General features: G+C 33.3%; 12 protein-coding genes. 3 read left to right on the forward strand and 9 right to left on the reverse strand.

All coding sequences use genetic code 11. The features are described 5' to 3' along the window. Positions 1–224: 224 nt before the first annotated feature. From Q0873_RS06115 to Q0873_RS06155, 9 genes are all read right to left on the reverse strand, one after another. Positions 225–587, reverse strand: a complete 363-nt coding sequence (locus tag Q0873_RS06115; protein WP_299105100.1) for a Na(+)-translocating NADH-quinone reductase subunit F — start codon at positions 585–587, stop codon at positions 225–227. Further along, positions 587–1,942 carry a DEAD/DEAH box helicase gene (locus Q0873_RS06120; RefSeq protein ID WP_299105938.1) on the reverse strand — a complete coding sequence of 452 codons (1,356 nt, stop codon included), beginning with the start codon at positions 1,940–1,942 and terminating at the stop codon, positions 587–589. Before Q0873_RS06120 ends, Q0873_RS06115 begins: the two co-directional genes overlap by 1 nt. Before the next feature lie 57 nt (positions 1,943–1,999). Continuing rightward, the gene (locus tag Q0873_RS06125) at positions 2,000–3,568 is read right to left on the reverse strand and encodes a DUF11 domain-containing protein (protein ID WP_299105101.1); all 1,569 of its coding nucleotides are present in this window, start codon (positions 3,566–3,568) and stop codon (positions 2,000–2,002) included. Positions 3,569–4,195: 627 nt separating this feature from the next. Further along, positions 4,196–5,503, reverse strand: a complete 1,308-nt coding sequence (nqrF, locus tag Q0873_RS06130; protein ID WP_299105940.1) for an NADH:ubiquinone reductase (Na(+)-transporting) subunit F — start codon at positions 5,501–5,503, stop codon at positions 4,196–4,198. A 2-nt stretch (positions 5,504–5,505) separates the two neighbouring features. Then, positions 5,506–6,264, reverse strand: a complete 759-nt coding sequence (gene nqrE / locus Q0873_RS06135; protein ID WP_299105102.1) for an NADH:ubiquinone reductase (Na(+)-transporting) subunit E — start codon at positions 6,262–6,264, stop codon at positions 5,506–5,508. Between the two features lie 53 nt (positions 6,265–6,317). Further along, positions 6,318–6,962 (reverse strand): NADH:ubiquinone reductase (Na(+)-transporting) subunit D, encoded by a 645-nt coding sequence (locus Q0873_RS06140; protein WP_299105104.1) that lies wholly within the window; start codon positions 6,960–6,962, stop codon positions 6,318–6,320. Between the two features lie 2 nt (positions 6,963–6,964). After that, entirely contained in the window at positions 6,965–7,705 is a 741-nt protein-coding gene (locus Q0873_RS06145; RefSeq protein WP_299105105.1) for a Na(+)-translocating NADH-quinone reductase subunit C, read from the reverse strand. 2 nt (positions 7,706–7,707) lie between these two features. Continuing rightward, positions 7,708–8,913 (reverse strand): NADH:ubiquinone reductase (Na(+)-transporting) subunit B, encoded by a 1,206-nt coding sequence (locus tag Q0873_RS06150; protein WP_299105106.1) that lies wholly within the window; start codon positions 8,911–8,913, stop codon positions 7,708–7,710. A 3-nt stretch (positions 8,914–8,916) separates the two neighbouring features. Continuing rightward, entirely contained in the window at positions 8,917–10,269 is a 1,353-nt protein-coding gene (locus Q0873_RS06155) for a Na(+)-translocating NADH-quinone reductase subunit A (RefSeq protein ID WP_299105107.1), read from the reverse strand. A 160-nt stretch (positions 10,270–10,429) separates the two neighbouring features. Here Q0873_RS06155 and Q0873_RS06160 point away from each other — a divergent pair, with 160 nt between their 5' ends. Genes Q0873_RS06160 through Q0873_RS06170 form a run of 3 tightly spaced genes read left to right on the forward strand, consistent with a single transcriptional unit; the run spans position 10,430 to position 13,192 of the window. Next, the gene (locus tag Q0873_RS06160; RefSeq protein WP_299105108.1) at positions 10,430–11,647 is read left to right on the forward strand and encodes a DUF5103 domain-containing protein; all 1,218 of its coding nucleotides are present in this window, start codon (positions 10,430–10,432) and stop codon (positions 11,645–11,647) included. A gap of 43 nt (positions 11,648–11,690) precedes the next feature. After that, entirely contained in the window at positions 11,691–12,077 is a 387-nt protein-coding gene (gene apaG / locus Q0873_RS06165; protein ID WP_299105109.1) for a Co2+/Mg2+ efflux protein ApaG, read from the forward strand. Between the two features lie 5 nt (positions 12,078–12,082). After that, the gene (locus tag Q0873_RS06170; protein WP_299105110.1) at positions 12,083–13,192 is read left to right on the forward strand and encodes a DUF3667 domain-containing protein; all 1,110 of its coding nucleotides are present in this window, start codon (positions 12,083–12,085) and stop codon (positions 13,190–13,192) included.

The raw sequence follows: 13,192 nt of genomic DNA on the forward strand, positions 1-13,192 counted from the left end.
TTTTCCAAATTCCGATAATTTCGCTAAGATGTTCTTAAAAAAGTCTTGAATCCCCTTAAGTAACTTTTTTTTCATGTGTATATATTTAAAATTTCCCCTACGCAAATATACATCTTAGTCAGGGTTTTTCCTTGTTTTTCAAAGGCTTATGTATAAATGGCAGAAAAACATGTATAATTGGTAGACTCTGCTACGTGAAATACAACACATTGATAAACAGTTATTTACAAAATAGTGGTAAAATCGCTAAAAGCTACATAATAAGGTTGATCTTTAAAAACAGGTAACTCAACACTCTCAGCATTGGCAATACCTACACCAGCAAACCAAACTTTGGCATTTTGCTTTTTTGCATGCTCTTTAAATGTTTCCATCCATAAAACATCATAGGTATCTGGATTTTGAATATTATTAGAAACCTTGACAAGCACAAAAATCGTAGGCTCTCCTTTTTTAAATAGTACAAATTGAGGATGACTTTTTAACTTGCTATTTATAGCTACAAATTCGTATCCTTTTTCTTCGAGCTTCTTACCTATGATATTCATACCTAGGTTATGTAATTCTTGTTCGGTAAGTGCTCTCATTATTTACGTTTTCTATTCTTTTTACTAGTGTTTTTTTGTCCTCTAGTCTTTGGTTTTTTGTATTTCTTAGCTATTTCTCTTCTATAAGAACCTCCAAGATTTACTTTCTTATTCTTTTCTTTTTTCTCGTGAAAAGCAGGTCCAGGGACATATTCTTGTGAAGTACGATTGGCAGACTGTGATTTATCTTCTCTAGGACGTTCTTCTTCTGTTAACTGATTTGAAATTTCAACTTGCTCAGGAATTGAAACTAACGGAATTTCATAATTCATTAATTCCTCAATCTCTTTTTTTGCCTCCTGTTCTTTCTCGGTTGCAAATAAAATTGATTTTCCTTTATGAGAAGCCCTTCCCGTACGCCCTATTCTATGCATGTAGTTTTCTGGATACTGAGTAGGGTTAAAATTAATTACGTGCGAAATTTCAACTAAATCAAGACCACGTGCAATTACATCTGTTGCTATTAAAATTCGATGATTTCCTTTATTAAATTCTTCAATAGATCGTAAACGATAGTTCTGCGTCTTATTTGAGTGAATTACACAGTTTTGACCTGGAAACTCCTCTTCTAACAAATTAAAAATTCGATCAGCATTCCTTTTATTAGGAGCAAAAACAAGTACTTTATGAAACTCCTGTTTGTCAAACAGTAGCTCATTTAACAAGTTAATTTTTGTGTAAAAATTAGGCACATTGTAAGTGCTTTGTTCGATATTATCTAAAGGTGTACCACTAACAGCTATGGCTATTTTCTTTGGCGCAATAAAATAATCATCGATTAATGCTTCTACATCTTCAGTCATTGTAGCAGAAAACATTACGTTTTGCCTTCTTTCAGGAAGTAAATCGAAGATATTTAAAATCTGGAAACGAAAACCTAAATCGAGCATTACATCTACTTCATCAATTACCAATTTTTGAATTGATTTTAATTTCAACACTCTACTTACAGCTAAATCATACAAACGCCCAGGTGTAGCTACAATAACATCACATCCTTGTGCTACCGCTTCTTTATGACGATTTAAATTCACTCCTCCATACACTCCTAAAACACGAAGCGTCATGTATTTTGCTAATTTTTCAATCTCTTCAACCACTTGAACTACTAATTCCCTTGTAGGAACTAGTATTAGTACTCTTGGGTTTTCTTGCTTTGAAAATTTGAGATCTCTTAAAATAGGTAACACATAGGCAAAAGTCTTTCCTGTACCTGTTTGCGCTATTCCCACAACATCATTTCCAGAACGCACTTTAGGAAAAGCTTCTTCTTGAATTGGTGTTGGAGCAGTGAAGCCTAAATCTTCAATGGCATTTCTTAATGGATTGGATAAATCTAAATCTTGAAACGTAATCATTCAGAATAATTTGTTGCAAAGGTACAACCATTATCTGTGTATAAAAAGTCTCTTTTATTCTACGGAATCAGAATCTACATCTTCTTGATCAACATTGATAACTTCACTGGTATTAGTAACAGTTCCAGCTGAATCAACCGTTGCAGCAATTTGTACTGTAATTGTTTGTCCGCTTGTAATCGTAACTCCGCTTAAATCCCACAAACCAGAAACAGCATTATATGTTCCTGATCCTATCGTAGAGCTTCCTGCATCATAGGTTAATCCAGAAGGTAATAAATCTCTCACCTGAACACCCGTAGCACTTTGCGGTCCACTATTGGTTAATGACAACGAAAACGTAACCACATCTCCTACTTTAGGAATTGCAGTATCTACAGTTTTAGTTAATTTTAAATCTACTGAAGGGACTACCATTAAAGTAAAATAGTCATTATCATTAAAAGCCACGGTCCCTGAATATGTTCCTCCAGCAAGCGTTAAATCATACTCTTCAGCTATTGTACTGAAATCTGACACTGTACTCCTCACTAGTTTAAATACACCTGTTGGTACCCCAGTTAAATCTATATCAGATTGACTTAAAGAGAAACTTACATCACCAACATCTCCTCTTTCACTTGCTCTCCAAACTGTACTAATTCTATATCGTTTACCTACTTGTGTAAAATCATAATCGGAGTTTTCTACATTTTCTCCCCAAATCAAATATTCATTATTTGCAACATCGGTAGGAGAACTTATACTAATAACACCCGTTCCTTGAGAGTTTAAGTGATTTGAACCATCAGATGCTTGACCAATTCCCGCTACTTTGAAATCAAAATCTCCATTTTCGTCTTCATTATACACATTATCAGAAACAGCAATACTTCCAAGTTTTGCACTTAAATAGTTTTCTACAATAACTCGTTCTGCTGTATTCAATCTACTGTTATATAAAATTATTTCATAGAAATCTCCACTAGCTTCATCTGAACCACTTACATTTCGTCCAATCCTCGTATACGGAATTCCTGCTGCAGAACTCCCAATATTTAATACTGCAGAATTATTATCAGAATAAATAGTGATGTTATTAGAAGCTCCTGTTTTATGATACGAAACAATGGTATTATTATTAAATTGAGGTATTAAAGACGACGAATAATCTGCTACTCCATATCTTGTTAACCCTATTCGATTTGTATTAGACCATTGTTCTATTCTTAACGAATATGAAGGATTATCAAATAAAGAATTACTATTTCCACTGTTTACAGGATTGATTGCAAAAAAAACACTACCATCTGTATAGGTTCCACCAGATGTAGCGAATAACAACTGCGCCGTACCTAAAGATGCATTAAAATTAACAGAAGCAAAAGGTGTACTTGCATACGTGGGCGATCCCGCCGCTGAACCGTTGGTAAAATTATTTCCGTTACCACTGTAATCATTCCATGCGCTAATAGCACTACCTATTCCTGGGTTATTCGATTCATCTCCATCAGCATTGATATCATTAGCACGTAACCATACTCTAAGTGAACTACTTCCATCTCTTGCTCCAACCCCTCCAGGTCCTGTTTGAGAGAAAACTTTAAAATTGATTAACAGTAATAATACTAATATCTTCTTCATTATAAAAAATACGCATTCTAAGGCAGAATAAATTTATGCATTTTTTCAATATAAATGACTAATTACCTACTAATATCCTTACTGATTCAAATTATTTCTTTAATTATTTTGTTTTTCAAGTATCAAAATAAACTTTTAATCGTCAAAGCATTCCAGCGATTATCTACTGATAGCAAATCTACATACATTAAACATTACTAACTTCATTTTTTTGTTATTCCCCTTAAAAACAACATCACATTTAGATGACCTAACAACACACTGTATTAATAAAAAAACACTTCTTTACAAGTATAACATTTGAATCTCTTTTTATAAAAAAGAACTATTTTTTGAAATAAACTTCTCTTAATTCTTTTAATAAACATTGATTGACATTTTGGACAACTACAACTCATAACTTTTTGTTTTAAAAACCTACTATTATGTACCCCTCTTAACTTTAATTCCCTTTTGATAGGAGTAGCTTCAAAACAAAAAAAATACTTTTACTGCTTACTACGTCAAAATACTTTCCGAACGGTTAAAATTGACTTACGAACGACTAAATAATTGTCTTTAAAGATTTCTATAAACAAAAAAAACCGAGCAAAATGCTCGGTTCTCAATATAATAGTTACTTTGTTTTTATCCTCCAAAGTCGTCAAAACGAATGTTTTCATCTGGAATACCAAAATCTTCACCCATTTTTTGTACTGCTTTGTTCATTAACGGTGGCCCACAGAAATACAATTCAATATCTTCTGGTGAATCATGTTTGCTTAAGAATTGTTCAATAACACAATTATGAACAAATCCAACAAATCCGTCTCCTTCTCCTTCTAAATTCTCTTTCACTTTCCAGTTATCTTCTTCCAATGGTTCAGATAATGCAATGTGGAATTTAAAGTTCGGGAATTCTTTTTCTAATGCCCAGAAGTGATCTAAATAGAATAATTCACGCTTAGAACGACCTCCATACCAATAAGAAACCTTTCTTCCTGTTCTTAAGGTTTTGAATAAATGATATAAGTGAGAACGCATTGGTGCCATACCTGCTCCTCCACCTACATACAACATTTCAGCTTCAGATTCATTAATAAAGAACTCTCCATAAGGTCCTGAAATGGTTACTTTATCTCCTGGCTTTCTAGAGAAAACATAAGAAGATGCGATACCTGGATTTACATCCATCCAACCGTTCTTAGCTCTATCCCATGGTGGAGTAGCAATACGAACGTTTAACATAATCTCACGTCCTTCTGCAGGGTAAGAAGCCATAGAGTAAGCTCTTTCTACCAACTCATCATTCTTCATTACTAAAGGCCATAATCCAAATTTATCCCATTCTACTTGGAATTTATCTGGTGTTTCGTGCTCTTCTGGGTGTGCAGTAATGTCCATATCAGAGAACTTTACTTCACACTTAGGAATTTCAATCTGGATATATCCACCAGCTTTGTAATCCATATCTTCAGGAATCTCAACAACGAATTCCTTGATAAAAGATGCTACGTTATAGTTACGTACTACCGTTGCTTCCCATTTCTTAATTCCAAAAATTTCTTCTGGAATAGAAATATCCATGTCTTGCTTTACTTTAACCTGACATGCTAAACGAATACCATGAGCTAATTCTTTACGTGTAAAGTGTGGTGTTTCTGTTGGTAAAGCTTCACCTCCACCAGCATTTACATGACACTCACATTGTACACAAGATCCACCACCCCCACATGCAGATGGTAAGAAAATCTTTTCGTTACCTAAAGTAGATAATAATGTACCCCCTGAAGCAACTTCTATTGTTTTATCACCGTTAATCGTAATCTTTACAGGACCAGACGGTGCTAATTTCTCTTTTACAAATAATAACAACCCTACTAAAACTAATAAAATTGCTAAGAATGCTACTACAGTTACAGCTACTGTACCTCCAGTACTTACTTCTAAAAACATCATTATTCTGTAATTTTTTTAGTGTTATCTGCTAATTTTTCAGCATCCTCTTTCAACTCTTCCTCCTTTACCTCTGCCTTCTCTTCTACTTCCTTCTTAACTTCAACTACAGCTTCTTTTGGAGTTTCCTTCTTTTCTTCATCACCTCCTGTTAACATTCCTCCGAAACTCATAAATCCAATTGCCATTAAACCTGTAATGATAAAAGTAATTCCAAGTCCTCTTAATGCTGGTGGCACAGATGAATATCTAATCTTTTCACGGATCGCAGCAATTGTTAAAATTGCTAAAAACCATCCGATACCAGAACCTACACCGTAAACAACTGATTGACTTAACGTAGGAATCTCACGAGATTGCATAAATAAAGAACCTCCTAAAATTGCACAGTTTACAGCAATTAATGGTAAGAAAATACCTAAAGAGTTATATAATGCTGGCGCAAATTTCTCTACAATAATTTCTACTAATTGTACCATTGTTGCAATAGTTGCAATAAACATGATAAATGATAAGAAACTTAAATCATAGTCTGCATATTCCTCTCCTAACCAAGATAAAGCTCCTGGTTGTAATATATATTGATCTAACAACCAGTTGATAGGTACTGTTACTGCAAGTACAAAAATTACAGCAGCTCCCATACCAACAGATGTTGATACTTTTTTAGAGATTGCAAGGTAAGAACACATTCCTAAGAACGTAGCAAATACCATGTTATCTATAAAAATCGATTTGAAAAATAATTCTAATAATTCCATATTCTATATTTTTTCTCTTTTAAACCTTAAATAACTAAGGTTTAACAAAGAGTTTAATCCTCGATTAATGCTTTATTTCTTGAACGTTGAACCCAAATAATAATACCTACAACGATTAATGCCATTGGAGGCATAATCATAAATCCATTATTTTCATATCCAAATGCGTACAACCCTGTTTTTTCAACAGAATCTCCTAAAACTGGATATCCAAATAAAGTTCCTGATCCTAATAATTCTCTGAAAAATGCAACAATTATTAAAATCACTCCATATCCTAAAGCATTACCAATTCCATCTAAGAACGATCTCCATGGCCCGTTTCCTAAAGCAAATGCTTCAAAACGTCCCATAATGATACAGTTTGTAATAATAAGTCCAATAAAAGCTCCTAATGTTTTACTCAATTCATAAGCAAAAGCTTTTAGCACTTGATCAACTATAATTACTAAAGTTGCTACTACAATTAACTGAACAATAATTCTAATTTTTGAAGGAATAATATTTCTCATTAAAGAAATAACAACATTTCCTGCTCCTAAAACAAATAATACAGATATTGCCATTACAACTGCAGCTTTAAGCTCTGCTGTAATTGCTAATGCCGAACAAATACCTAATACCTGAATGGTAATTGGGTTATTATCTGCTAATGGATCTTGAATTAATCCTGCGTCTTTTTTTGATAAAAGTCCCATATTTATTTTAATGTTTTAAAGTAAGGTACATATTGTCTTAATTCAGACTTAATCATTGCAGAAACTCCATCTCCTGTAATCGTTGCTCCTGCGATTGCATCTACCTCATTATCATTCTTATCTTGATTCTTTGGATCATTATTTCCTTTTGCTACTTTGATTCCAACGAATGATCCATCATTCATTAAATCTTCTCCAGCAAAATCATCCATAAAATAACGTTGTTTGATGTTAGATCCTAAACCTGCTGTTTCTCCAGCATGATCAAAATAAACACCTTGAACAATCATCTTTTCATCCATGGCTACATAACCCCAAATTGCATCCCAAAGACCTTTACCTCTAATTGGAGCAATGTAAAATGTTTTACCATCTTTTTCTCCAACAAATAAAGGTAACTTACGAGTTTTACCATCTTTAGCTGCTGTTTGTTGCTTCTTTACATCAATTAAATATGCTTTTGCATCTTCAGTTACGTTCTCTCCTTCGATAACTAACTGTTTTTTGATGTACTTTGAAAACTCCTCTGCTACTTTGTCTTTTGATACAAAAATTGCGCTGCTCTCATCATTGTCATTCACTCCCATTGCATACAAAATATTTTGTTGCTTCTCGATACGCTTATTAGCATCGATTGTAGGACGAAGTGATGATGCTGTAAAAGCTAATAAAGCTCCTACTACTAATACCATTCCTATTGCGAAAAGTACCGTATATACATTACCTTCTGTTTTCTTACTCATAATTAGGCAGTTTTAACTTTAGCTCGTTTTAATCTTCTCTTTACATTCCCTTGAACCACATAGTGATCAATGGTTGGAGCAAAAACGTTCATTAATAAAATAGCTAACATTACTCCTTCTGGATATGCTGGATTGAATACACGAATCATAATTGAAATAAACCCAATAAAGAAACCATAAATCCATTTCCCTCTATTTGTTTGTGCTGCAGATACAGGGTCAGTTGCCATATATACTGCTCCAAACGCGAAACCTCCAATTAGCAAATGCTTCCAAAAATCTAAACTCATTAATCCGTAGAACTTACTAGTTTCACCAATTAATCCAGAATCAGCTACTAGATTAAAGATGAATCCCATTGCTAAAGCTCCTATTACTGAAGAAATCATAATTCTAGCACTTCCAATTTTTGTAAGGATTAAGAATAATCCTCCCAATAAGATTAGTAATGTAGATGTTTCTCCAACTGAACCTGGTACAAAACCAAAGAACATATCTGAAACAGAGAAATTAGGTGCTGCGTTTTGTGCTAAGCTTCCTAAAATAGTCTCTCCAGAAATAGCATCTGCAGTTCCTGCTTTTTCAACAGCTCCATGTACCCATACTTTATCTCCAGACATCCATGTTGGATATGCGAAGAATAAGAATGCACGAATTGTTAATGCTGGGTTTAAAATATTCATTCCTGTACCACCAAATACTTCTTTACCAATAACAACTCCAAAAGCAACTGCTACTGCTAACATCCATAATGGTAAATCTATTGGTACGATTAACGGAACTAACATTCCTGTTACTAAGTATCCTTCTTCTACTTCATGTCCTTTAATTACTGCGAAAATAAATTCGATAACTAAACCAACTAAGTATGATACAATTACTAATGGTAAAATCTTCTTTAAACCGATGAAGAAATTATCCATATTCCAGAAGTCTCCACTAAAGAAAGACATTCCTTCTGTAAATCCATTGATTGCCGCGTTGTGCTGGTAACCTGCATTAAACATTCCGAAAATTAAACACGGAACTAATGCCATGATTACGATGTTCATCGTACGCTTTAAATCATCTGCTGCCTTGATGTGAGTTCCTCCATGAGTAATCTCATTAGGCAAATATAAAAAGGTGTGGATTGCGTTAAACGCAGGTGCCATCTTAGTACCTTTATATTTTTCCTTTAAATTATGTAAGTTTTGTTTTAAGCCCATATCTTATCCTAATTCTTCTCTCATTAAATCTAACCCTTCACGAATTATCTTTTGGTGAGGTTGTTTAGATACACAAATAAATTCTGTTAATGCAAAATCTTCAGGTGCAACTTCATAAGCTCCTAACCCTTCCATTTCGTCAAGGTCTTTATACATACAAGCTTTTAATAATTGCATCGGATAGATATCTAACGGAAATACTTCTTCATAAGAACCAGTAACCACAAATGCTCTATGTTCTCCGTTTGTATTTGTATTTAAATCGTATTTTTTCTTCGGATTTAACCAAGAAAATGTAAAAGCTCTAGAAGTAGAAACTTTATCGAAAATAGGCTTATTCCATCCAAAGAATTCATAATCGTTTCCTTCAGGAATTGCCGTTACAATATTTTCATAGTATCCTAAGAAGTCATCTTCACTAACTTGCTCTCCGCTTAATACATTACCACTAATTACACGAGCGTTATCTGCATCTAAATTTCCTTTTACAAGATCTCCAATTTGTGCTCCTGCTACTGCAGTTACATATTGTGGCTTGTTAAATTTAGAACCTGCTAATGCAATTGTTCTTGTAGCATTGAACTTTCCAGTTAAGAATAATTCTCCCATTACCACTAAGTCTTGAGGAGCAACTACCCACACAACTTCTCCTTTGTTAATTGGATCTATTTGTGCTATTTGAGTACTTACATTTCCTACTGGGTGAGGCCCAGAAACTTTGTGCAACTCAACACCTTTTAAATCCTTGAAAGGAGATAGTGTTGAATTCTTTGCAATAGAAACATGAACTTTACCTTCAGTTAACTTTGTTAATGCTGTTAATGCTGCTTGTAATTCAGCTTCTTTACCCTTTAAAGCATAATCGTAATCAGCTGCTAAAGGTGCACTAGCATATGCAGAAACAAAGATTGCTTTTGGAGCCTGATTAGGATTTGCAACAACATCATACGGACGCTGTTTTACAAATGGCCAACAACCTGAAGCAAACAAGTGATTCTTCACTTCTTCTCCAGACATTGAACCTACCTCAACCTTTCCAAAGTCTTTGTATTCCTGCTTACCATCAGCAGCAATCTTAATTGCTAAAACTTTTCTACGTGCTCCACGTACGATTTCCGAAACTTTACCACTTACCGGACTAGCAAATAAAACACGCTCATCACCTTTATCATGAAAAAGTGCTTGACCTGCTTTTACTTCAGTACCTTCTTTTGCTAAAATTTTTGGAATTACGCCGTGAAAATCACTAGGCTTTACAGCAAAAACACTACCAAGGGAAAGTTCGGTAGTTACCTGCTCTGCTTCGCCAACGAGCTTGATATCAAGCCCCTTCTTTATACGGATGTCTTTTGACATAGTAACTATATATTTGATTTTCTAAAAAAACACGCAAATTTACAGATTTTGAATTTTTAAATTAAGCATTTAGATTTTTATCTTTTCTTGCTTCATTTATTTATAATTATTCTAAATAAATAATTTGTCTTTGGCGTGTATTTTGATACTTTTGTTTATTATGATTAAAAATTTTGTTTACATTTTATTTTGGTTTACCGGTTTTGCTTTTTCTCAAAACATCAAAACCATTCAATTTAGACCCAAGCACACCCAAAATCAATATACTCCTATTGTTCGTTTAGGTCAGGTATTAGAACTTTCTTTTGATGACCTCGATGCAGACAGTAAAGAATACCAGTATAAAATTGAACATATGACACATGATTGGAAACCAAGCAGTTTGGCCACCAATCAATACATCAATGGGTTTGAACAAATTGAAATCATCAATGTTAACAACTCTTTTAACACACTTCAAAACTACACACATTATGCTGTAGAAATTCCTAATCAAAATACAATCATTACCAAAAGTGGTAATTATCTTGTTTCTATAATAGACGAAGATTACAATGTAGTTTTTACACGTCGTTGTGTTTTTTACGAAGACATAACTAGTGTTGGTGTTGCTGTATTCCCAAGTAGAAATGCCAGTGCCAATAACACACAGCAAACTGTTCAATTCACCGTTAATCATCAAGGATTAAACATCAACAATCCTTCACAAGAGATTAACGCAGTTCTTTTTCAAAATCATAATTGGAATACAGTAATCGACAATATAGAACCCGTATTCATTAAGCCAAATCAATTAGTATATAATCATACCGTAAAAACCAATTTTTGGGGAGGAAACGAATTTTTAAGCTTCGACAGTAAGCAAATTCGCAACACCAACTTTAACATTGCAAAAACAGAATTAAAAGACATTTATAACTCTTACCTATTTGTTGACGCAACAAGAGCGAATAAAATATATACCTACAACCCAGATATCAACGGACAGTTTGTAGTTAGAACTGTAGAAGGTAACGACAACAATACTGAAGCTGACTATTCTTTAGTTCATTTTTCTTTAGACATTTTTGAACCACTTGAAAACAAAGACATTTACGTTTATGGCGGCTTCAATAATTTTGAACTTTCTGAAGAAAACAAAATGTGGTATAACCCAAAAACCAAGCTTTATGAAGCCAACATTCTGTTTAAACAAGGTTTTTACAACTACAATTATGTAACTCTTGATTCGAACAATACCCTCGATACAAACGAACTCAACGGGTCTTTTTACAAGACTGAAAATGAATACACTGCCATCATTTATTACAGACCTTTTGGAGGCATTTATGACAGGGTTATTGGCGTAGGAAACGGATATTTTAACCAAAATCGATAGCTACGGTGTTGGAATAAACCTAAAAAAACTTTATTTTTATAGTATGTTTCAACAAATCACTAAAGGCATAAAAATTTCTGTAAAGACCGTTTTCAACGGAGCTATCATTCGTGGTCATCAAAAATACTTTGCTTTTAGTTATTATATTATGATTGAAAATAAATCAAAAGAAACCGTAAAACTTTTAGAGCGTTTTTGGACTATATTTGATGCATTAAATACTACCGAGTATGTAGAAGGAGAAGGTGTTGTTGGAGAAACCCCGGTTTTATTACCTAAAGATACATATAACTATAGATCTAACTGTTTTCTAATCTCTACAACTGGTGCTATGAAAGGAAATTACAAAATGATAAACATCAATACCAAAGAAGAATTCTTAGTAATCATCCCAACATTTCAACTAACATCAACTCCCACTCTTAACTAACACTAATGATTAAAAAGAAAAGCGTAGTCCTTTACAAGGACCCAAACTGCTTAAACTGTGGATATCCTTTTACAAAAGAAGAAAAATTTTGTCCTGAATGTGGACAAAAAAATAAAGGTTCTAAAATCACTTTTGTAAGCTTTATTAAAGAAGTTTTTAATGGCTTTTTCTCTTGGGATGCGAAATTTTGGAAAACCATTATCCCTTTATTAATTTCTCCTGGTAAAGTTTCTAAAAACTATATCGAAGGTAAACGTGTAAGATACACCAACCCATTTCGATTTTACTTAACCGTTTCCATCTTATTTTTCTTGGTATTAGGATTGATAAACACCTATCAGAATTTTACTGATTTAAATAACGATACAGCTCCTGAACAAATCAGCTTTACTGATTCTACTAAAGAACTCACACAACAAGAACTTGACTCTATTAACAATGCTATTAAAGTCGGACTCGACAAAACACTAAAAGACGTTGACTCAACCACAAAAAAGCAAATCACAAAATTTATACCTCAACTCGATTCTACAGCTTTAAAACAAGGAAACCAAAAAAACGTTAACTTCAATTTTGGATCTAAAATCTCAAGAATGAAGAGTTATCAATATAAAAATCCACATACACCTACTCAAACTGCATTGGATAGTCTAAATATTGATAAAAGTTTTTTCAATAAGTTTCTATATACTAGAGTAAACGTAATTAACTCGTGGGAAAACTCCAATGGAAAGGTCTTTTTAAAACAACTTATCTCCTATGCTTCGGTTTCGTTGTTTATATTACTTCCAATTTTCACTTTGTTTATTAAATTTGTTTATATCAGAAGAAAATTCACCTATGTTGAACATCTTGTTTTTGTATTCCATACTCAAACCGTCTTCTTCATTTTATTAACCATTTTCTTACTCATTTATAACATCAATCATAATGAAAATGCTTGGTGGGTATTTAGTATTGCCTTTCTTGTATATCTCTTTTTAGCTATGAAAAGATTCTACAACCAAGGTTATATTAAAACGTTTATAAAATATTGGTTTGTAAACACCGTCTTTATAATGCTAGCTTCTATAGGTGTTGTAGTGATTTCTTTTGTTGCGTTTTTAATTTCATAA

The organism is uncultured Tenacibaculum sp. (assembly GCF_947498805.1).
Lineage (GTDB): Bacteria > Bacteroidota > Bacteroidia > Flavobacteriales > Flavobacteriaceae > Polaribacter.

Coding starts and splice junctions, on each gene's coding strand:
- Q0873_RS06170 (WP_299105110.1), top strand. CDS start 12,083: ATGATTAAAAAGAAAAGCGTAGTCCTTTACAAGGACCCAAACTGCTTA.
- Q0873_RS06115 (WP_299105100.1), bottom strand. CDS start 587: ATGAGAGCACTTACCGAACAAGAATTACATAACCTAGGTATGAATATC.
- Q0873_RS06145 (WP_299105105.1), bottom strand. CDS start 7,705: ATGAGTAAGAAAACAGAAGGTAATGTATATACGGTACTTTTCGCAATA.
- Q0873_RS06155 (WP_299105107.1), bottom strand. CDS start 10,269: ATGTCAAAAGACATCCGTATAAAGAAGGGGCTTGATATCAAGCTCGTT.
- Q0873_RS06160 (WP_299105108.1), top strand. CDS start 10,430: ATGATTAAAAATTTTGTTTACATTTTATTTTGGTTTACCGGTTTTGCT.
- apaG (WP_299105109.1), top strand. CDS start 11,691: ATGTTTCAACAAATCACTAAAGGCATAAAAATTTCTGTAAAGACCGTT.
- Q0873_RS06140 (WP_299105104.1), bottom strand. CDS start 6,962: ATGGGACTTTTATCAAAAAAAGACGCAGGATTAATTCAAGATCCATTA.
- Q0873_RS06125 (WP_299105101.1), bottom strand. CDS start 3,568: ATGAAGAAGATATTAGTATTATTACTGTTAATCAATTTTAAAGTTTTC.
- nqrF (WP_299105940.1), bottom strand. CDS start 5,503: ATGTTTTTAGAAGTAAGTACTGGAGGTACAGTAGCTGTAACTGTAGTA.
- Q0873_RS06150 (WP_299105106.1), bottom strand. CDS start 8,913: ATGGGCTTAAAACAAAACTTACATAATTTAAAGGAAAAATATAAAGGT.
- nqrE (WP_299105102.1), bottom strand. CDS start 6,264: ATGGAATTATTAGAATTATTTTTCAAATCGATTTTTATAGATAACATG.